22 protein-coding genes are annotated in these 17,727 nt (G+C 74.0%); 15 read left to right on the top strand and 7 right to left on the bottom strand.

Features of this window, described 5'->3' with window-relative positions:
* Positions 1–22 precede the first annotated feature (22 nt).
* Genes ABD332_RS45220 through ABD332_RS45210 form a run of 3 tightly spaced genes read left to right on the top strand, consistent with a single transcriptional unit; the run spans position 23 to position 2,601 of the window.
* Complete coding sequence (locus ABD332_RS45220) at positions 23–871, top strand: Rieske (2Fe-2S) protein (protein WP_344510638.1); 849 nt, start codon at positions 23–25, stop codon at positions 869–871.
* 33 nt (positions 872–904) lie between these two features.
* Positions 905–1,987: an NAD-dependent epimerase/dehydratase family protein gene (locus ABD332_RS45215; RefSeq protein WP_344510636.1), complete on the top strand. Its 1,083-nt coding sequence runs from the start codon at positions 905–907 to the stop codon at positions 1,985–1,987.
* A gap of 41 nt (positions 1,988–2,028) precedes the next feature.
* The gene (locus ABD332_RS45210) at positions 2,029–2,601 is read left to right on the top strand and encodes a hypothetical protein (RefSeq protein WP_344510633.1); all 573 of its coding nucleotides are present in this window, start codon (positions 2,029–2,031) and stop codon (positions 2,599–2,601) included.
* A gap of 11 nt (positions 2,602–2,612) precedes the next feature.
* On the opposite strand, the gene ABD332_RS45205 is transcribed toward ABD332_RS45210, so the two are convergent.
* Entirely contained in the window at positions 2,613–4,199 is a 1,587-nt protein-coding gene (locus ABD332_RS45205) for a methyl-accepting chemotaxis protein (protein WP_344510631.1), read from the bottom strand.
* A 128-nt stretch (positions 4,200–4,327) separates the two neighbouring features.
* On the opposite strand from ABD332_RS45205, the gene ABD332_RS45200 reads away from it, so the two are divergent.
* Positions 4,328–4,942 (top strand): dihydrofolate reductase family protein, encoded by a 615-nt coding sequence (locus ABD332_RS45200; RefSeq protein ID WP_344510629.1) that lies wholly within the window; start codon positions 4,328–4,330, stop codon positions 4,940–4,942.
* Positions 4,943–5,053: 111 nt separating this feature from the next.
* The gene (locus ABD332_RS45195) at positions 5,054–5,728 is read left to right on the top strand and encodes a class I SAM-dependent methyltransferase (protein WP_344510627.1); all 675 of its coding nucleotides are present in this window, start codon (positions 5,054–5,056) and stop codon (positions 5,726–5,728) included.
* Here ABD332_RS45195 and ABD332_RS45190 read toward each other — a convergent pair.
* Positions 5,707–6,405, bottom strand: coding sequence for a helix-turn-helix domain-containing protein (locus tag ABD332_RS45190; RefSeq protein WP_344510625.1), 699 nt, complete (start codon positions 6,403–6,405; stop codon positions 5,707–5,709). The two genes, ABD332_RS45195 and ABD332_RS45190, sit on opposite strands and share 22 nt — an antisense overlap.
* 60 nt (positions 6,406–6,465) lie before the next feature.
* On the opposite strand from ABD332_RS45190, the gene ABD332_RS45185 reads away from it, so the two are divergent.
* Entirely contained in the window at positions 6,466–6,708 is a 243-nt protein-coding gene (locus ABD332_RS45185; protein WP_344510623.1) for a hypothetical protein, read from the top strand.
* 11 nt (positions 6,709–6,719) lie between these two features.
* Here the strand turns inward: ABD332_RS45185 and ABD332_RS45180 are convergent, their stop codons facing one another.
* Both ABD332_RS45180 and ABD332_RS45175 read right to left on the bottom strand, forming a co-directional pair.
* On the bottom strand, positions 6,720–7,358 hold the full coding sequence (locus ABD332_RS45180) for a hypothetical protein (RefSeq protein ID WP_344510621.1): 639 nt from the start codon (positions 7,356–7,358) through the stop codon (positions 6,720–6,722).
* Positions 7,359–7,369: 11 nt separating this feature from the next.
* Entirely contained in the window at positions 7,370–7,627 is a 258-nt protein-coding gene (locus tag ABD332_RS45175; protein ID WP_344510619.1) for a PspC domain-containing protein, read from the bottom strand.
* A 145-nt stretch (positions 7,628–7,772) separates the two neighbouring features.
* On the opposite strand from ABD332_RS45175, the gene ABD332_RS45170 reads away from it, so the two are divergent.
* Positions 7,773–8,246, top strand: a complete 474-nt coding sequence (locus tag ABD332_RS45170; protein WP_344510617.1) for a molybdenum cofactor biosysynthesis protein — start codon at positions 7,773–7,775, stop codon at positions 8,244–8,246.
* On the opposite strand, the gene ABD332_RS45165 is transcribed toward ABD332_RS45170, so the two are convergent.
* Both ABD332_RS45165 and ABD332_RS45160 read right to left on the bottom strand, forming a co-directional pair.
* A complete protein-coding gene (locus tag ABD332_RS45165; protein WP_344510615.1) occupies positions 8,230–8,652 on the bottom strand; it encodes a nucleotide triphosphate diphosphatase NUDT15 in 423 nt (140 codons plus the stop codon). The two genes, ABD332_RS45170 and ABD332_RS45165, sit on opposite strands and share 17 nt — an antisense overlap.
* Before the next feature lie 10 nt (positions 8,653–8,662).
* On the bottom strand, positions 8,663–9,487 hold the full coding sequence (locus ABD332_RS45160) for an aldo/keto reductase (RefSeq protein WP_344510613.1): 825 nt from the start codon (positions 9,485–9,487) through the stop codon (positions 8,663–8,665).
* A gap of 74 nt (positions 9,488–9,561) precedes the next feature.
* On the opposite strand from ABD332_RS45160, the gene ABD332_RS45155 reads away from it, so the two are divergent.
* From ABD332_RS45155 to ABD332_RS45135, 5 genes are all read left to right on the top strand, one after another.
* Complete coding sequence (locus tag ABD332_RS45155) at positions 9,562–10,503, top strand: LysR substrate-binding domain-containing protein (RefSeq protein WP_344510611.1); 942 nt, start codon at positions 9,562–9,564, stop codon at positions 10,501–10,503.
* Positions 10,473–10,625 (top strand): hypothetical protein, encoded by a 153-nt coding sequence (locus ABD332_RS45150; RefSeq protein ID WP_344510610.1) that lies wholly within the window; start codon positions 10,473–10,475, stop codon positions 10,623–10,625. The genes ABD332_RS45155 and ABD332_RS45150 overlap by 31 nt, the downstream gene beginning before the upstream one ends.
* 10 nt (positions 10,626–10,635) lie before the next feature.
* Complete coding sequence (locus ABD332_RS45145; protein ID WP_344510608.1) at positions 10,636–11,838, top strand: D-alanyl-D-alanine carboxypeptidase family protein; 1,203 nt, start codon at positions 10,636–10,638, stop codon at positions 11,836–11,838.
* 8 nt (positions 11,839–11,846) lie between these two features.
* Positions 11,847–12,725 carry an aldo/keto reductase gene (locus tag ABD332_RS45140; RefSeq protein ID WP_344510606.1) on the top strand — a complete coding sequence of 293 codons (879 nt, stop codon included), beginning with the start codon at positions 11,847–11,849 and terminating at the stop codon, positions 12,723–12,725.
* 90 nt (positions 12,726–12,815) lie between these two features.
* A complete protein-coding gene (locus ABD332_RS45135) occupies positions 12,816–13,763 on the top strand; it encodes a pentapeptide repeat-containing protein (protein WP_344510604.1) in 948 nt (315 codons plus the stop codon).
* Here the strand turns inward: ABD332_RS45135 and ABD332_RS45130 are convergent.
* The gene (locus ABD332_RS45130) at positions 13,741–14,340 is read right to left on the bottom strand and encodes a TetR/AcrR family transcriptional regulator (protein WP_344510602.1); all 600 of its coding nucleotides are present in this window, start codon (positions 14,338–14,340) and stop codon (positions 13,741–13,743) included. The genes ABD332_RS45135 and ABD332_RS45130 overlap by 23 nt on opposite strands.
* Positions 14,341–14,433: 93 nt before the next feature.
* Here ABD332_RS45130 and mddA point away from each other — a divergent pair, with 93 nt between their 5' ends.
* From mddA to ABD332_RS45115, 3 genes are read left to right on the top strand one after another with little or no spacing between them, the layout of a single operon-like run.
* Complete coding sequence (gene mddA, locus ABD332_RS45125) at positions 14,434–15,165, top strand: methanethiol S-methyltransferase (protein ID WP_344510600.1); 732 nt, start codon at positions 14,434–14,436, stop codon at positions 15,163–15,165.
* Between the two features lie 16 nt (positions 15,166–15,181).
* Complete coding sequence (locus ABD332_RS45120) at positions 15,182–17,323, top strand: alpha/beta fold hydrolase (RefSeq protein WP_344510599.1); 2,142 nt, start codon at positions 15,182–15,184, stop codon at positions 17,321–17,323.
* A 31-nt stretch (positions 17,324–17,354) separates the two neighbouring features.
* Positions 17,355–17,693 (top strand): Imm51 family immunity protein, encoded by a 339-nt coding sequence (locus ABD332_RS45115; RefSeq protein ID WP_344510597.1) that lies wholly within the window; start codon positions 17,355–17,357, stop codon positions 17,691–17,693.
* The last annotated feature ends 34 nt before the right edge of the window (positions 17,694–17,727 follow it).

Below are 17,727 nucleotides of genomic sequence, written 5' to 3'. Positions count from 1 at the left end.
CCGTGCCGGGCATGGGACCCGCATGCGTGTGCTGGCCAGGCTGGAGAACGCCCGTTGGCTCGACCGGATCGGTGACGCCGTCCGGCGGGTCGTGCTCGCCACCGTGGGCAAGGGGCAGGTCGGCGAGGCACTGCACGGGCGGCAGCTGGGGCATCCGGCGCACCCGGCGATGGTGCAGCTCCCGGTCGGCGCGTGGATGAGCGCGGCCGTGCTCGACCTGCTGCCCGGCACCGAGCCCGCCGCGACCGCGCTGCTCGTCGCCGGCACCGCCGGGACGCTGCCGTCGGTCGCGACCGGCGCCGCCGACTTCGGCACCCTGTCGCGGGAGCAGCGCCGGGTCGCGCTGGTGCACGCGGCCGCGAACACCGTCGCGGTCGGCCTGTTCACCGCGTCGATCGTGGCGCGACTGCGCGGCGACCACCGGCGGGGGCGGGCGCTGTCGTTCGCGGGGCTGGGCGTCGCCGGGACGAGCGCGTATCTCGGCGGGCACCTGGCGTTCGCCCAGGCGGCCGGGGTCAACCACGCGGCTGCGGCGTTGCCTCGTGTACCGCGGGACTGGCAAACCGTCGACTCCGTCGACAGCTTCGCGGACCGGAAGGTCGGCACGAGGGCGTTCGGCGACACGACCGTGCTCGTGTACCGGGAGAGCGACCGCTTCAGCGTGATGGTGGGCGAGTGCGCGCACCGGGGCGGCCCGTTGACCGATGGTCGCACCGTCGACGTCGACGGGCAGGTGTGCGTCCAGTGCCCGTGGCACGGCAGCGTGTTCGCGCTCGCCGACGGGCACGCCGTGCACGGGCCGGCGGGCTCCGACCAGGTCCTGCTGCGCACCCGGGTCCGCGGCGGCCTGCTGGAGGCGACCCGGCCGTAAACGGAGGCGGCACTTCGACAGGGGGAGCACGGCATGCGCATCGTCATCGTCGGCGCCACCGGCAACGCCGGGACCGCGCTGCTGCGCCGCCTGCACCAGGACGGCACGCACGACCTCGCCGGCGTGGCCCGCCGGCTGCCGGGGCCGGCTGCTGGCGCACCGTACACCGGCGTCGACTGGTACCAGTGCGACGTCGGCGCGAAGGGCGCCACCCACCGGCTCGAGCCGGTGTTCGCCAACGCCGACGCGGTCGTGCACCTCGCCTGGCAGATCCAGCCGAGCCACGACCGCCAGGTGCTGCGCCGCACCAACGTCGACGGCAGCCGGGCCGTCATCGGCGCCGCCGTCCGGGCGGGCGTGCCGGCGCTCGTCGTCGCCTCGTCCGTCGGCGTCTACGCGCCCGGGCCGAAGGACCGCCTCGTCGGCGAGGACTGGCCGAAGACCGGGGTGGCGGCATCGTCGTACAGCCGGGACAAGGTCGTCGTCGAAGGCATGCTCGACACCGTCGAGCGCACCGACCCGTGGCTGCGGATCGTGCGGGTGCGGCCCGGCCTGATCTTCCAGCGGGACGCCGGCACCGAGATCGCCCGGTACTTCCTCGGCCCGCTCGCACCGACCCGCCTGCTGCGCTTCGGCCGGCTGCCGATCGTGCCGGACAACCCGCGGCTGCGGCTGCAGGCGGTCCACGCCGACGACGTCGCCGACGCGTACGCGCGGGCGCTCACCTCGGACGTGCGCGGCGCGTTCAACCTCGCGACGGACCCGGTCCTGACCCCGCGGGTCGCCGCCGAGCACTTCCACGGCCGGACGGTGCCGGTGCCGGGCGTGCTGCTGCGGGGCGGCGCCGCGCTCTCCTGGTGGCTGCGCCTGCAACCCGTCGACGCGGGCTGGGTGCAGCTGGCGTTGAGCGCGCCGCTGATGTCGAGCGAGCGGGCCACCACCGAGCTCGGCTGGCACCCGTCGGTCGACGCGGTCGCGGCGCTGCGCGAGCTCGTCGACGGCATGGCGGCCAGGGCGCACACGAAGAGCCCGCCGATGTCCGCCGGCCGCCTGCTTCCTGGTCGCACCGGCGGCCTGCTCCGGGGCCGGCTGCCGGGGACCGGCAACCCGTACTGAACCGGCGGGAACCACCGACGGCGACGAGCCGTCAGAACGGCATGAGGAGCAGCAGGCAGGTCATGGGGGCGGTGCTCGGACTTCTGGTGGTGGCGGCGGGCTGCGCCCGGCAGGTGCCGCCGGATCTCGTGGCGGGGGCGCCCGCCACGACGCAAGCAGGGACACCGGCAGGCGACATCGCGGTGCAGGTGCTGCGGCGGTATCTCGGCACGCCGTCGGAGAACTCGTTCCCCGAGCGGGCGTTCCCGACGGTGTACGTCATGGACCACACGTTCGGCGACGCCGCCGACCCGAGCGGGAAGCAGGCCGGCGGCGCGCCGATCCCGGCCGCGACGCAGCAGCGGATCGCCGAGGCGCTGGCGCCGGCGACGAAGGTCGTGTTCGTCGCCGACCGCGAGACCGTGCTCGAGCACAAGGAGAGCTGCGCGCGGGTCAAGGACGACGCGATCCTGATCACGCTGGGCCCGCCGGTCGGGGACGCGCGACGGGTGACGGTCGGCGTCAACGGGTTCGTCGCCTGCCTCGGCGCGACCTGGCTGACCTACGTCGTGCAGTACCAGAGCGGCGACGGCTGGCAGGTCACCGGGACGACCGGGTCGATGTCCATCGCCTGAGGCGCGAGCCGTCAGACGCGGAACTGGCCGGCCAGCGACTGCAGCTCGGAGGCGAGCCGGGCCAGGTCGTGGGTGGCGGTGCGGACATCCGTCACGCCGCGGCTGGTCTCGTTGGCGGCGACGGCGATGCTGCTGATGTTGCTCGCGATGACGCCGGCGCCCTCGGCCGCCTCGGTGATGTTGCGGCCGATCTCGGCGGTGGTGCTGGTCTGCTGCTCGACGGCGGTGGCGATCGTCTGCTGGTAGCTGTTGACCTGGTCGATCACCTCGGCGATCGCGGCGATCGCCGAGGTGGCGTCGGTGACGCCGCCCTGGATGGCCTGGATGCGGCCGGCGATGTCACCGGTCGCCCGCGCCGTCTCCTCCGCGAGGTCCTTGACCTCGGCGGCGACCACGGCGAAGCCCTTGCCCGCCGCGCCCGCGCGGGCCGCCTCGATCGTGGCGTTCAGGGCGAGGAGGTTGGTCTGCTCGGCGATCGCGGTGATGACCTTCAGCACGGCGTTGATCTCGTTGGAGGCGGCGCCGAGCGCGTTGACGGTGCCGGTGGCGGCGCGGGCGGAGTCGACGGCGGTGCTGGAGACACTCGCGGCCTGGCCGGCGTTGCTGGCGATCTCGCGGACCGACATGTTCATCTGCTCCGCGCCGGCCGCGACGGTCTGCACGTTGTGCGACACCTCCTCCGCGGACCCGGCGACGAGGTCGGACTGGGTGCCCGCCTCCACGGCCGCGGCCGCGATCTGCTGGGTCGTCGCGGACAGTTCCTCGGCGCTGGCGGCCACCGCGCGGGAGTGCTCGGAGATTGCGGTGACCACGCCGCGGGTGCGTTCGTTGGCGCGGTTGAGCCCGGTGGCCATCTCGCCGAACTCGTCGCGGCCGCGCACGACGGCCGTGCGGGTGAGGTCGCCGTCGGCCACCGCGGCGAGGACCGACGCGACGGCCCGCAGCGGCGGCAGGATCGACGAGCGCAGCAGCCACAGGCTGGCGGCGGTCAGCGCCAGGGCGAGGGCGCTGATGGTGAGGATCCACCGGCGGGCCGTCGCTCCGGCGTCGTCGAGCCGCTCGTTGCTGCGCCGCGCCTGCGCCCGTGCCTCCGCGACCGCGTCGTCGCCGGCCTTGGCGATCCGGGTGAAGAGGTCGATCTCGGCCCCGAGGATGAGCTTGTCCGCCGCGGCGCGGTCCTGCGCGGTGCCCGACCGGTAGAGCGCGACGATCTGCTGGTCGACCTTCATGAAGTCGGCGAACGTCTGACGCATCAGGGTGATCTGTTCGTTGATGATGGCGTCGGTACGCCACGCGTCGAGCGAACCGAGCTCCCGCTCGAACGCGGCCGCCGAATCCAGGAACGCCTTGCGGCTGCCGGACGAGTCGGTGGCGGCGGCGGGGCCCTCGCGGGCGACGTCGAACGCGTAGGCCGTCTGCCAGCCGTTGAGGTCCGCGCTGCGGAACTTGACCTGCAGCGCCGCGCCGACCGCCCGCTGGGCGTCGGCGGCCGCGGCGGCCTTGTCCCGCTGGCTCAGTGTGACGATGTAGCCGAGCGTGGCGACGCCGAGCACCAGCACCATCGTGACCACGCCGCTGGCGAGGAGCCGCGTTCCCACCCGGATGTCCCGGAACCCACTCACATCACGGCAGATCGGCACCGAACTCCGACACTTCAGACATACCCGTCGGTAACTTCCGGTTCGGACTAGGCTGGCCCGGTCACCGACTCGAAGGGATCACCGCGATGGCGAAGGTCATCTCCACGTTGTTCATCTCGGCCGACGGCGTGGCTGAGATCGACCCCGACTGGCACTTCCCGTACTTCGACGACAACATGGGCCGCTGCGTCGGCGAGGACTACGACACCTCCGACGTGCTGCTGATCGGCCGCGAGACCTACGACAGCTTCGCCGGGGCGTGGCCCGAGCGGGAGGCCGCGGGCGGCGAGGACGCCGGGTTCGCCAAGCAGCTCGGCGACGTGCGCAAGGTGGTCGTGTCGCGGCAGCCGCTGGAGTTCACGTGGCGCAACTCCGAGCTGATCGCCGGCGACCTCGTCGAGGCCGTCACGGCGCTCAAGGCCGACCCCGGCGTCAAGGGCATCCTCATTCCGGGCTCGATCTCGGTGGTGCAGCAGCTGCTCGCCGCCGGTCTGGTCGACGAGGTGCGCCTGCTGGTGCACCCGGTGGCGGCGCGCAAGGGCCGCCGGCTGTTCGACGAGGGTGACGCCCCGTACCACCTGAAGGTGACGGCGACGGAGGTCTTCCCGACGGGCGTGATCCGGGTGATCTACGCGCCCGGCGAGCCGCCGGCGAAGGCCGGCTACGACGACGTCAAGAACCAGGTGCCCGCCAGCGAGTAGCCCCCCGAGCAGCCCCGGGGGCGCCGGTGCCGTCGCGGCGCCGGCGCCCTCGGGTGGCGGCGAGCGTTCGGTGCAAGCCGGGCCGCCACCGGGTCGCGCAGACTGCCCGGCATGAGCGATGACTTCACTCCCGCGCTCGGCCGCCTGGCGCCGACGAGGTTCTACGATCCGGTGGTCGCACTGACCCGCGAGCGACGCTGGCGGTCGTCCGTCGTCATGTACGCGTCGCCCCGGCCCGGCGAGACCGTCGTCGACGTCGGTTGCGGGACCGGCTCCCTCGCGCTGCTCCTCGCCCGCGCCGAGCCCCGCGCCACGATCGTCGGCGTCGACCCCGACCCGTCCGTCCTGGCCGCCGCCGAACGCAAAGCCACCGCCGAACGCAAAGCCGCCGCCGAACGGCCGGGTGCGACAGTGCGGTGGGAGCGAGGGATGGGCGACGGGCTGGTGTCGTTGCTGGGCACCGGATCCGTCGACACGGCCGTGTCCAGTCTCGTGCTCCACCAGTGCCCGGTCCCGGTCAAGCGGGCGATCCTCGCGTCCATGCACGCGGTGCTGCGCCCCGGCGGCCGGCTGGTCGTCGCCGACTACGGGTTGCAGCGCACGAGGCTGATGCGTCTGGCGTTCCGGACCGTACAGCTCGCCGACGGCAGGGCCGACACGCAGCCCAACGCCGACGGCGTCCTGCCCGAGCTGATCGCCGGTGCCGGGTTCGGCGACGTCCGCGAGGCGGAGGTCGTGCCCACGGTCACCGGGTCGATCTCGCTCTACGTCGCGCGCCGCCCCTGACGGGGCACCGGACCGGCGAGGGCGGCGACGGCGACGGCGGGGGTCAGGCCGATCATCTCGCGCATCCGGCGGGTCAGGTGGGCCTGGTCGGTGAAGCCCGCCTCGGCTGCCGCGTCGGCCGGTGACCGGCCCCGCTGCAGCGCCTCCGCCGCCCGCCGCAGCCGCGCCCACCCGCGCCAGCGGGCCAGCGGCATGCCCAGCTGCGCCTGGGCGAGGGCGCGCAGCCGCTGCGGGGAGAGGCCCACCGCGTCGGCCAGGTCGGCCATCGGCGGCGCGTCGCCGCGCAGCGTCTCCATGACCCGCAGCAGCCGCGGGTCGATCCCGCCGGCCGGGCACACGCTCGCCGGGCCGAGATCGCCCTCGCTCATGGCGTGCAGCTCGGCCGCGTGCGCGATGCCTCCACCGTACCGCCGCCGCAACCGACCGGCGAAGACGCACTGCGGCTCGACGAAGAACGTGACGAGGTGCGCCGTCGCGAGCATCCTGTGCCGCACCATCGGGGCCACCACCAGCACCGCACCCCGGTGCTCGGTGCCGTCGGCGTCCACCATCCGCACCTCGCCGCGCGCGGCGATCGCCACCTGAAACGCGGCGTGGCGGTGCGGGGCGCTGTCCGCCGCGGGTCCCCGGTACACCGCGTACCCGTCGCCGACGCTGAACCGTGCGCTGGTGTCCATGCACCGATCCTGCACTGCCGTGCGATGGGACGCGGGGCCGCCAGTGGGTATGCGGGAGGTATGAGCGACGAGAAGACGGACGAGAACGCCACGATGGGCACCACCGGCACGCCCGGCACCGCGGGCGCCGAGGCGATCGACGACCCGGACCGCCCGAACGCGTCGGCCGTGGGGGCGCGCACGACGCTCGGCCCGGGCGGGCAGGCGGACGCGCCGGGGCTGCCGTTCGACCGCAAGCCCGACTCCAGCGACCCGGTCCACTCCGCGCAGACCGCGACCGAACGCGGCGAGGGCGGCAGCTGAGCCGGCGCCCCCTAGAGCCTGACGACGGCCATGTCCCACTGGAAGCCGGCCTCGTCGGACCACGACGCGACGACGGTGCCGCGGGGGACCTTGAACGGGCCGGTGCCGTTGAAGACCATGCCGGCGGTGCCGTCGGCGCAGCACCAGCGCAGGTGGGCGAGCAGCTCGTCGTCGACGCCGGCCTCGGCCAGGGCGGCCTCCCACTCCTCGTCGGCGTCGAACTCGAACTCGAACAGGTCCTCGGGTCCGTCGCCGACCTGGGTGGCGACGCGCATCGCGTCGAAGAGCGTGCCGTCGGAGGCGAGCCGCACGTACGCGACGCGCCAGTCCTCCGCAGGGGGCAGCTGGAGGTCCTTGAGGTCACTGCCCTCCAGCAATCCATCCGCCGATGGAATGTCGAACAGTGAACCGGCCGCGTCGACCCGCAGCGGCCCTTCGTCGTTCATCGCCAGGTGCTGGTGCACCAGGACGGTGTCGCCGCGCAGGGCCGCGGGGTCGAGCCACGCGGGCAGCCGGTCGAGGCCGGTCTCACCGAGGAAGTTGCCCCACGCGAAGGTGGCGTAGGTCGCGTCCTGCGGGTGGTCGGACAGCGGGGCGCCGAGCAGCGCCTCGAACGCGGGGGTGAGCCTGGCACGCCATTCGTCGGACATGCCGGTTGATCTTAGTGAGTGGTCTTCGCCCAGACATCGACGGGCGGCGTCGCGGTCACCGGCTCGGCCGGCATGATGATCCACAGGATCGGGTAGATCAGGATCTGGCTGCCCGGGATCAGCAGCAGGATCAGGATGAACAGCAGCCGCGCCGGCCAGGGGTCGATGCCGAAGCGCCGCCCGAGCCCGGCGCACACGCCGCCGAGCACGCGGCCCTGCGCCGGCCGGACCAGGCCCTGTTGTCGCATCGACTGGTGCACGCTTTCCATCGTCTCGCTCCTTCGTCGCGTGATCGCGTTGTTCCTCAAGCGTGCGCCGCCGGGACCCTGGACGGCATCAGGGATCGGCCCCGGTCGCCCCCTGAGACCCGGCCGTGGGACCGACAAGGGAAGCGGGCGGTGGCAGACTGCCGTCATGGCGGAGATCGTGGAGCTGCTGTCGTCGCCGTCGCACCGGTACGTGGGGCGCCCCGCCGACGGTCCGCTGCCGGCATCCGCCGGTGAGCTGGTCGGCGAGATCCGGATCCGGGCCGGGCTGGGGGTCGTCGGCGACCGGTACTTCGGCAGGCCGGCGCACCGGGAGGCGAGCGTCACCGTCATCGCGCGGGAGTCGCTGCCCGACGGGGCGGGGCTGACGCAGGTGCGGCGCAACATCATGGTCGCCGGGATCGCCGTCGACGAGCTCGTCGGCGCGGAGCTGACCCTCGACAGCGGCGACGGGCCGGTCCGGCTGCGGGTGCGGCGGGCCGCGCACCCGTGCGCCTGGATGGACGCGACCATCGGGCCGGGCGCGTGGAAGGCGTTGCGGGGCAAGGGCGGCGTGCGCTGCGAGCCGCTCGACGACGGGGTCCTGCGGGTCGGCCCGGTGGCCTTCACCGTGTCGCGCTGAGCTCCCGCCGGATCGCGTCGAACAGCGGCGACTCCCGCAGCTGCCGCCAGGGCAGGAAGAGCGGCTCGGGGAGGTCGTCGAGGTCGTGCCAGGCGAGGCTCACGCACTTGTCGGGCTCGAGGATCGCCGGCTCGCCCGCGAGATGGTCGGCGAGCATCCAGACGGTGACGTAGTGCCGGTCCTCGTCGGCGAAGACGTCGTTGGTGACGGCGCCGAACCGGACGTTGGTGATCTGGACGCCGGTCTCCTCGAGGACCTCGCGGACCGCGGTGTCCTCGAACGATTCGCCGAACTCGAGGTGCCCGCCCGGCACCGACCACGTGCCGGCGCCGTGCGCGCCGCGGCGGCGCCCCATGAGGAACCTGCCGCCGCGGCACACGAAGACCGCGATCCCCACCCTGACCACGGCAGGGAGCCTACTCGAGCTCGTCCAGGTCGGCCGGGTCGAGCGTGATGCCGGCGGCGGCGACGTTCTCCTCGAGGTGCGCGAGCCGGGACGTGCCGGGAATCGGCAGCACGACGGGGGAGCGGTGCAGCAGCCAGGCCAGGGCGACCTGCGTCCGGGTCGCGCCGAGCCGCGCGGCGACCCGGCTGACGGCGTCCCCGCTGGTGTCGGAGCCCCTGCTCAGGGGCGCCACCGGCAGCCACGGCAGGAACGCGATGCCGTGCCGCTCGCAGTGCTCCAGCACCGGCTCGGAGGCGCGGTCGGTGAGGTTGTAGCGGTTCTGCACGCTGGCGATCGGCATGATCCGCGACGCCTCGACGAGCTGCTCGACGGTCACCTCCGACAGTCCGACGTGCCGGACCTTCCCCTCGTCGCGCAGCCGCCGCAGCGCCCCGATCTGGTCCGCGAGGGGCACCTTGGGGTCGACGCGGTGGAGCTGGTACAGGTCGATGCGGTCGACCTTCAGTCGCCGCAGGCTCAGCTCGGCCTGCTGGCGCAGGTACTCGGGCCTCCCGAGCGGGATCCACTCCCGGCCGAGGTTGACCTGCCCGCCCTTGGTGGCGACGACGACGCCGTCCCGGTAGGGGCGCAGCGCCTCGGCGACGAGCTCCTCGTTGGCGCCCAGGTCGTAGGAGTCGGCGGTGTCGACGAGCGTGACGCCGAGCTCGACGGCCCGGCGGGCGACGGTCAGGGCGGTCTCCCGTTCCGGTGTCGCGGGCCGGCCGGTGAGCCGCATCGCGCCGAACCCGAGCCGGTGGACCTTCATGTCGCCGCCGATGGCAAAGGTTGTCTCCATGCGGTTCACCCTGCTGCCCGCGACTGGTAAGGACAAGTGAAAGGTTCTTCAGATAATCGCGTAGCATCGCTACGGTGTTGAACCTGGAGCGCCTCCGCGTGCTGCACACCATCTGGACGACCGGCTCGGTCGGCGGGGCCGCCGCCGCGCTGCACGTGACCACGTCGGCCGTGTCGCAGCAGATGGCCCGCCTGGAGCGGGAGGTCGGCCAGCGCCTCGTCGAGCGGCAGGGCCGCGGCATCCGGGTCACCGAGGCCGGCGCCGTCCTCGCCCGCAGCGCCGCCGACGTGCTCAACCTGGTCGAGCGGGTCGAGGCGGGCCTCGCCGAGCACCGCGGCGTCGTCGCCGGGCCGCTCGCCGTCGCCGCGTTCGCGACCGCGGCCCGGGGGCTGCTGCCCGGCGTCCTGGCCGAGCTGACCGGCCGCTTCCCCGACCTGGACGTGTCGCTGTCGGAGCGGGAGCCCGACGCGGCGGTCGCCGCGCTGCGCCGCGGCCACCTGGACGTCGCCGTCGTGCAGGACTGGTCCGACGACGTCCTCGGCGTCCCGGACGGCCTGTCCCGCCGGCATCTGCTGGACGACCCGTTCGACGTGGCGCTGCCCGCCGGGCACCCCCTCGCGGGGCGGTCGGCGGTCGCCGTCACCGACCTGGCCGGCGACGACTGGATCGGCTGGAGCACGGGCCAGATCTGCCATGACTGGCTCGCCGCCACCCTGCGCCGGCACGGCGCCCAGGCCCGGATCCGGCACACCGCGTCGGAGCACTCGACGCAGCTGGCGCTCGTCGCCGCCGGTCTCGGCGCGGCCGTGATCCCGCGGCTCGGCCGCGACCCCGTGCCGGCGGGGGTCCGGCTGGTGCCGATCGACCCCCAGCCGGCCAGGCGGGTGTTCGCCCTGTGGCGGGACAGCGCCGCCGCCCGCCCGGCCGTCGCCGCCGCCGTCGATGTCCTTGCCGCCCACGCCGCGGCCATGGACACGGATCGCTCATGGGTGGCAGGCCATGGGGGCTCCACCTGATCGTCGCCTGGCTCGCCCTGGCGCCGCGCCGGACCGGCCAGGCCTTCAGCCTGCTGGTGTCCGGGGTGGTGTCGATCGTGGTTGGCGGTGGTGCGGGGGCGTACCTCGCCGCGGAGCGTTAGTCTGCCCGCCATGAGAGCGACGGGTCTGGTGGCGGCCGTGGTGAGCGCGGGGTTGTTGGCGTGGCCCGCTCCGGTGCTCGGTGCGGCGCCTCCCGCGGTGGTGCCCTGCCCCTACGCCTCGATCCCCACCATCCCGCCGACGCCGCCGTCACCCGTGCTGGACCCCGCGGCCCAGGCCGTCGGCGGGGACCAGCTCGGCACGACCGGGCTGGCCGTGGCGGCCGGGACGGCGGCGCCGCCGACGCTGTCGGCCATGTCGTGGATCGTCGCCGACCTCGACACCGGCGAGGTCCTCGGCGCGTGCGCGCCGCACCTGCGCCGCCGGCCGGCGAGCGTGCAGAAGCTGCTGCTCGCCGCGACCGCCCTGCCGAAGCTGGACCCCGCGCAGGTCGTCGAGGCGACTGCCGAGGACCTCGACCTGCCCAAGGACAGCTCCGCCGTCGGCATGATCGTGGGCGGGAAGTACCCGGTGTCGACGCTGTGGCTCGGGCTGCTGCTGCAGTCCGGCAACGACACCGCCAACGCCCTCGCCCGCGTCGCCGGTGGGGAGGGCGGGGTGGCCGCCACGATCGACGCGATGAACGCCGAGGCGCGCCGGCTCGGCGCCGACGACACCCACGCCGTCACCCCGTCCGGGCTCGACGCCCCCGACCAGCTCACCAGCGCCTACGACCTGGCCCTCATCGCCCGCGCCGACTTCGCCCGGCCGGACTTCATCACGTACGACACCACCCTCGCCTACCAGTGGCCCGCGCAGCCGCCGAAGGACCCGAAGGGCTTCCAGATCCAGAACGAGAACAAGCTCCTCACCAGCTACCAGGGCGCGATCGGCGGCAAGACCGGCTTCACCGACGAGGCCCGGCACACGTACGTCGGCGCCGCCCAGCGCAACGGGCGGCGGCTCGTCGTCACCGTCATGGGCGCCGAGATCGTGCCCGCCCGCGCGTGGAAGCAGGGCACGATGCTGCTCGACTGGGGGTTCGCCCTGCCGACCGGGACGTCCGTCGGGCACCTCGTCACCCCGGAGGAGGCGGCCAAGCTGCACGCCGCCCCGCCGTCCGCCGCCGCGGCCGCGACGGCGGTCGCCCAGCCCGCGACCGGAAAGACCGGCGGCTACTCGATCTGGCCCACGATCCTCGCCGTCGGCGCGGTGGCGCTGACCGCCGGCGTGGTGGGTGTCGTGATGCTTATCCGGCGCCGCCGCACGGCATAGGATCGGTCATGCCGTTCGCGCCACCGGAGAACAGGATCGGGCTCGGGCTCGCCGCCGTGGGGCGGCCCGGGTACATCAACCTCGGCCGGGAGCGGGATCTGCCCGCGGACCGGTCGGTCGAGGCGCTGCGGGCCCGCAGCCACGAGCTGCTCGACGCCGCGTACGCCGCCGGGGTCCGGTATTTCGACGTGGCCCGCTCCTACGGGCTGGCGGAGGAGTTCCTCGCCGGCTGGCTGCCCGGGAAGGCGGGCGCCGTCGCCGGGTCGAAGTGGGGCTACACGTACACGGCCGGATGGCGGGTCGACGCGCCCGTGCACGAGTCGAAGGACCACTCCGTCGCCACGTTCGACCGGCAGGTCGCCGAGACCCTGGACCTGTTCGGGGACCGGCTCGACCTGTACCAGATCCACTCCGTGACACCGGAGAGCACCGCGCTCACCGACGCCACCCTGCACCGGCGGCTCGCGGACCTCGCCGCCACCGGCGTCACCGTCGGGCTGTCCACCAGCGGGCCGTGCCAGGCCGACGCGATCCGGGCCGCGCTGCGCGTCGAGGTGGGCGGCGAGCCGCTGTTCCGCACCGTGCAGGCGACGTGGAACCCGCTGGAGCCGTCCGCCGGGCCGGCCCTCGCCGAGGCGCACGCGGACGGCCGCACCGTCATCGTCAAGGAGTCCCTGGCGAACGGGCGGCTCGCCGGCTGCGACGCGGCCGCCGTCGCCGCGGCGCTGCGCCAGCCGTGGGCGGGCGTGGTGCTGTCCGGCGCGGCCACGACCGCGCAGCTCGCCGCCAACCTGCGCGCCCTGGACGTCGACGACCCCGACCCGCTCCCGCCCGCCGAGACCCCCGCGGACTACTGGGCCCACCGAGCATCCCTGACATGGTCATGAGGGCGCCCGGGCGGGCGTGACCGGCGCTACCGTGTCGTGATCCAGACGGAGTGCGGCGGCGGGAGTGCATGACGCTCGATGCTGTTGCGCGTGCCGACCATCCGCCTCGCCCGCGCCGCGGGCGCTCTGCTGATCATCGCCGTGCTCGTCGGTGCCGCCCCCGCCGCCGCGGAGCCGGCTCCCGGGCCCGACTGCCCCGAGACCCGGGCGCAGCTCGCCGGGCAGCACATCACCACCACCGAGGGCCTGCCCGACCTCACCTGCGCCGACCTGCACGGCGCCGTCCTCGACGGCCTCGACCTGGGCCAGGAGGACCTGTCCGGCATCGACGCCCACGGCGCCTCGTTCCGCGGCACGGACCTGGTGCAGGCCACGCTGACCGGCGCCAACCTGCGCGGCGCCCGGTTCGACGACGCCGACCTCACCCAGGCGCACCTGGACCGCGTCGACGCCCGTGACGCGTCGTTCGACGACGCCGACCTCGGCCAGGCGCACCTGGATCTCGTCGATGCCCGCGACGCGTCGTTCGCCGGCGCCGACCTCGGCCAGGCCGACCTGCCGAAGGCGGACCTGCGCGGTGCCGACTTCACCGGCGCGTCACTCACCCAGGCGGACCTCGGCGGCGCGGACCTGCGGGGCGCCCGCACGCTCTTCGCCGAGGCGATCCAGGCCGACGCGTCCGACGCGAAGGTGGACATCCTCGACCCGCGCACCTTCCAGGCCGCGCTGCTGGCGATCCTCGTCGGCCTGGTGCTGCTGGTGAAGTCGCTGATCGACATGCTCAGGGGGCTCACGCCGGGCGACAAGCCGCTCAGCCGGGGCCTGAAGCGCCTGGCCGTCTATGCGGTGGCCGGCCTGATGGTCTGGCTCCCCGCCGGGATGATGCTGCCGCTGATGTTCGTCTCGGTCCTGTACCCGTGGCTCGTCGGCGCCCTCCTCGTCTACCTCTCGGGTGCCGTGCGCGGCTACCGTCCCGCCCGGCACAACGCTGCCCCGGACCCGTCGAACCTCAGCATCAACTTCGGGACGGCCCGCTGACGTCGCCCTCCTCGAAGTGGCGGATGAGGTCGCCGACGCTGCGCAGCCAGCCGCGGACGCGGCCGCTCCATTCCTCGCTGCCGAGCAGGACGACGGCCTCACCGCCGAGGAACGACAGGCCGATGAGCCCGGCGACGTCGCCCGGGCGCATCGGCCCGAGCGACCCGAACCGCTGCTCGGCCTCCGTCGACACCTGCACCAGCACGGCGAACCACGCCTCCAGCATCGCGGTCACCCGCGCCGCCACCTGCGGGTCGGACCAGCCGGCCGCGATCATCTCCTGCAGCACCCGCACGTAACCGGAGGCGAGGTCGTCGTCGAGGAAGTCGCACGCCTGCTCGTAGCGCTTCCAGAGGGGGGTCTCGGCGCCGTACATGCGGACCTGACGCGCCACGAGCTGCTGATTCTCATGGTCGAGCAGGGCGAGGATGACGCCCTGCTTCCCGCCGAAGTGGTAGTGGATCTGGCTGAGCGGCACCCCGGCCCGCTCGGCGACCCGGCGGGTGGACAGCGCGGCGTATCCGTCCGCGAGCAGGCACGTCCTCGCCGCCTCGATGATGCGGCCCTGCGTGTTCAAACCGTCCCCAATCGATGCGTGCTTGTTCGGTCGGTCGACCGAATGCTACCTTGCTGATTGTCGGTCGGTCGACCGAACAAGGGAGGTGGCACCATGATTCGCAAGATCTCGGTGGTCGGCTACGGCGCGGCGGCCTACCTGGTCTTCGTCGCCGCGCTGCTCTACGCGATCGGGTTCCTGGCCGGCGTCGGCGTGCCCAAGGGCATCGACGACGGCACCGCCGGCCCGGCCTGGCGGGCGCTGCTCGTCGACTCGGCGCTGCTGACGCTGTTCGCCGTCCAGCACAGCGTCATGGCCCGCCCGTGGTTCAAGCGCTGGTGGACCCGCTTCGTCCCGGCCGCGATCGAGCGCAGCACCTTCGTCCTCGCCTCGACCGCGGTGCTGGTCCTGCTGTTCTGGCAGTGGCAGCCGCTGCCCGCCACCGTCTGGTCCGTCGGCCCGGCCTGGGCCCGCGGCGTCCTCTGGGCGGGCTACGCGCTCGGCTGGGCGATCCTGGTGTTCAGCACGTTCGCCGTCGGCCACTTCGACCTCTTCGGCCTGCGCCAGGTGCTGGCCCGCGCCCGTGACCGGCACTACGCCGAGCCGGGCCTCCGCGAGCCGCTCGTCTACCGGCTCGTCCGGCACCCGCTCATGGTCGGCTTCCTGATCGCGTTCTGGGCGGCGCCGGACCTGAGCGTCGGGCGCCTGGTCTTCGCCCTGGCGTCGACCGGCTACATCATGGTGGGTGTCCGCCTGGAGGAGCGCGACCTGCGCGTCCAGCTCGGCGAACCCTACGAGGACTACCTGCGCCGGGTGCCGCGCTTCGTGCCCCGTCCGGTGCGCTGAGGGAAGGGTACGGGCGATGCGGGCGCGACAGGCCGACGCCGAGGGGTTCGTCGAGCACGACGGCGTCAAGATTCACTATGAGGTGCACGGTGCCGGCGGCCCGACGATCCTGCTGCTGCCGACGTGGACGCTGGTGCACAAGCGGGTCTGGAAGCTGCAGGTGCCGTATCTGGCCCGGCACTTCCGCGTCGTCACGTACGACGGGCCCGGCAACGGGCGGTCCGACCGGCCGGTGACCCCGCGGGCGTACGGGCAGGCGGCGCAGGTCGCCTACGCGCTCGCCGTGCTCGACGCGACCGGCACGGACCAGGCCGTCGTCGTCGGGCTGTCCCGCGCGGTCAACTGGGCGCTGGAACTCGCCGCCGAGCATCCCGGGCGGGTGCACGGCACGGTCGCGATCGGCGCCTCGATCGCGCTCACGCCGCTCTCGCAGGCCCGCGCGGCCTCCGGCGGGCTGGACGACCGGACCGCGCCCGACCTGCCACCGTCGGCGGTGCCCCGGCTCGGCGCCGACCCGGCGAACCACTGGCGCAAGTACAACCGACGGTACTGGCGGTCGCGGTACGAGGACTTCGCCTGGTTCTTCATGGGGCAGTGCTTCAGCGAGCCGCACTCCACGAAGCAGGTCGAGGACGGCGTCGCCTGGGCCCTCGAAACCACCGGGGCCGTGCTCGACGTCGAGAGCCAGGCCGACCGGCCCGGGCGCGAGGAGATCGAGGACTGGTGCGGCCGGCTGCGCGGCCCGGTGCTGGTGCTGCACGGCAGCGACGACCGCGTCGCCCCGCCGGCCCGCGGCGAGGCGCTCGCCGACCTCACCGGCGGCGACCTGGTGGTCATCGACGGCGGCGGCCACATCCCGCTCGCCCGCGACCCCGTCCAGGTCAACCTGCTGGTGCGCGGGTTCGCCGAGCGGTTCCGCCCGGCGGCGCCGGTCCGCCGCGCCTGGGGCCGCTGGCAGTCCCGGCCCCGGCGGGTGCTCTACCTGTCCTCGCCGATCGGTCTCGGTCACGCCCGGCGCGACCTCGCCATCGCCGCGAAGCTGCGCGAGCTGCGGCCCGGCGTCGAGATCGACTGGCTCACCCAGGACCCCGTGACCCGGATGCTCGCCGACGCGGGCGAGCGCGTCCACCCCGCGAGCCGCTTCCTGGTCAACGAGTCCGCGCACGTGGAGAGCGAGTCCGGCGAGCACGACCTGCACTGTTTCGAGGCGCTGCGCAGGATGGACGAGATCCTCGTCGCCAACTTCATGGTGTTCCACGACCTGCTGGAGGCGGAGCGCTACGACCTCGTCGTCGGCGACGAGGCGTGGGACGTCGACCACTTCCTGCACGAGAACCCCGAGCTGAAGCGTTCGGCGTACGCGTGGCTCACCGACTTCGTCGGCTTCCTGCCGATGCCGTCCGGCGGCGAGCGCGAGGCCCTCGTCGCCGCCGACTACAACGCCGAGATGATCGGCCACATCGACCGGTACCCGCGCCTGCGCGACCGGTCCATCTTCGTCGGCGACCCCGACGACGTCATCGACGAGCCGTTCGGGCCCGGGCTGCCCCGCATCAGGGACTGGACCACGGAGCACTACGACTTCGCCGGCTACGTCGCCGGTACGGCGACCGACGAGGAGCGGAGCGCGTTGCGGGCGTCGCTCGGGTACCGGCCCGGCGAGCGGGTCTGCGTGGTCACCGTCGGCGGGTCCGGGGTCGGCGGGCACCTGCTCCGGCTCGTCGCCGCGGCGTTCCCGGAGGCGGCCAGGCGGGTGCCGGGCCTGCGGATGATCCTGGTGGCCGGCCCCCGCATCGACCCGGCCACGGTGGCGGCCCCGCCGGGGCTGGACGTCCTGCCGTACGTGCCGGGGCTGGACCGGCACCTCGCCGCGTGCGACCTGGCGGTGGTGCAGGGCGGGCTCACGACGTGCATGGAGCTGACGGCGGCGGGGCGGCCGTTCATCTACGTGCCGCTGCGCAACCACTTCGAGCAGCAGTTCCACGTCACGCACCGGCTCCGCCGGCACGGCGCCGGGCGGCGGATGGACTACGACACCCTCACCCCCGACTCGCTCGCGGCGGCGATCGCGGAGGAGATCGACCGCCCGGTCGCCTACCGCGCCGTGCCGGCCGACGGCGCCGCCCGCGCCGCCGCCCTGCTCGCCGAGCTCTTCTGACCCGGTGTGCGGCGCCTGTCAGGATGTGCGGATGAATCCTCTGCGCTTGATCGAGACGTCGCCGGGCAAGTACTCGCTGCTGCTGAACGCCGGGAGCACCCAGGTCGACACCGCCGTCGAGTCCCTGGGGCACGAACCGCACGGCTACTTCTGGGAGGCGATCGCGCGGTTGCTGGTGAGCGTCGAGGCGCCGGACCTGGGCGGGCGGTTCTCCTACGACCCGGAGGCCGGCATGTTCTGCGCGTACGGGACCGACCGGGGCGCGCTCGAGGCCCTGTCGAAGCTGCTGACCCCCGTCGTCACGGACGTCGAGCAGGCCAGGAAGGCGGTCGCCCTGGCCGTGGCGAAGGGGGTCGACCTCGACGACTGAAGGCCGGGCGAAAAAGTTCCGGGGCGGATGTCGA

Origin of the sequence: Dactylosporangium maewongense (genome assembly GCF_039531485.1) — a bacterium.
Taxonomy (GTDB): Bacteria; Actinomycetota; Actinomycetes; order Mycobacteriales; family Micromonosporaceae; genus Dactylosporangium; species Dactylosporangium maewongense.
Note: the sequence above shows the minus strand (reverse complement) of the source record. Positions and strands in the feature narration are given on the sequence as shown.

Coding starts and splice junctions, on each gene's coding strand:
- ABD332_RS45220 (WP_344510638.1), top strand. CDS start 23: ATGCGTGTGCTGGCCAGGCTGGAGAACGCCCGTTGGCTCGACCGGATC.
- ABD332_RS45215 (WP_344510636.1), top strand. CDS start 905: ATGCGCATCGTCATCGTCGGCGCCACCGGCAACGCCGGGACCGCGCTG.
- ABD332_RS45210 (WP_344510633.1), top strand. CDS start 2,029: ATGAGGAGCAGCAGGCAGGTCATGGGGGCGGTGCTCGGACTTCTGGTG.
- ABD332_RS45200 (WP_344510629.1), top strand. CDS start 4,328: ATGGCGAAGGTCATCTCCACGTTGTTCATCTCGGCCGACGGCGTGGCT.
- ABD332_RS45195 (WP_344510627.1), top strand. CDS start 5,054: ATGAGCGATGACTTCACTCCCGCGCTCGGCCGCCTGGCGCCGACGAGG.
- ABD332_RS45190 (WP_344510625.1), bottom strand. CDS start 6,405: ATGGACACCAGCGCACGGTTCAGCGTCGGCGACGGGTACGCGGTGTAC.
- ABD332_RS45185 (WP_344510623.1), top strand. CDS start 6,466: ATGAGCGACGAGAAGACGGACGAGAACGCCACGATGGGCACCACCGGC.
- ABD332_RS45180 (WP_344510621.1), bottom strand. CDS start 7,358: ATGTCCGACGAATGGCGTGCCAGGCTCACCCCCGCGTTCGAGGCGCTG.
- ABD332_RS45175 (WP_344510619.1), bottom strand. CDS start 7,627: ATGGAAAGCGTGCACCAGTCGATGCGACAACAGGGCCTGGTCCGGCCG.
- ABD332_RS45170 (WP_344510617.1), top strand. CDS start 7,773: ATGGCGGAGATCGTGGAGCTGCTGTCGTCGCCGTCGCACCGGTACGTG.
- ABD332_RS45160 (WP_344510613.1), bottom strand. CDS start 9,487: ATGGAGACAACCTTTGCCATCGGCGGCGACATGAAGGTCCACCGGCTC.
- ABD332_RS45150 (WP_344510610.1), top strand. CDS start 10,473: ATGGGTGGCAGGCCATGGGGGCTCCACCTGATCGTCGCCTGGCTCGCC.
- ABD332_RS45145 (WP_344510608.1), top strand. CDS start 10,636: ATGAGAGCGACGGGTCTGGTGGCGGCCGTGGTGAGCGCGGGGTTGTTG.
- ABD332_RS45140 (WP_344510606.1), top strand. CDS start 11,847: ATGCCGTTCGCGCCACCGGAGAACAGGATCGGGCTCGGGCTCGCCGCC.
- mddA (WP_344510600.1), top strand. CDS start 14,434: ATGATTCGCAAGATCTCGGTGGTCGGCTACGGCGCGGCGGCCTACCTG.
- ABD332_RS45120 (WP_344510599.1), top strand. CDS start 15,182: ATGCGGGCGCGACAGGCCGACGCCGAGGGGTTCGTCGAGCACGACGGC.
- ABD332_RS45115 (WP_344510597.1), top strand. CDS start 17,355: ATGAATCCTCTGCGCTTGATCGAGACGTCGCCGGGCAAGTACTCGCTG.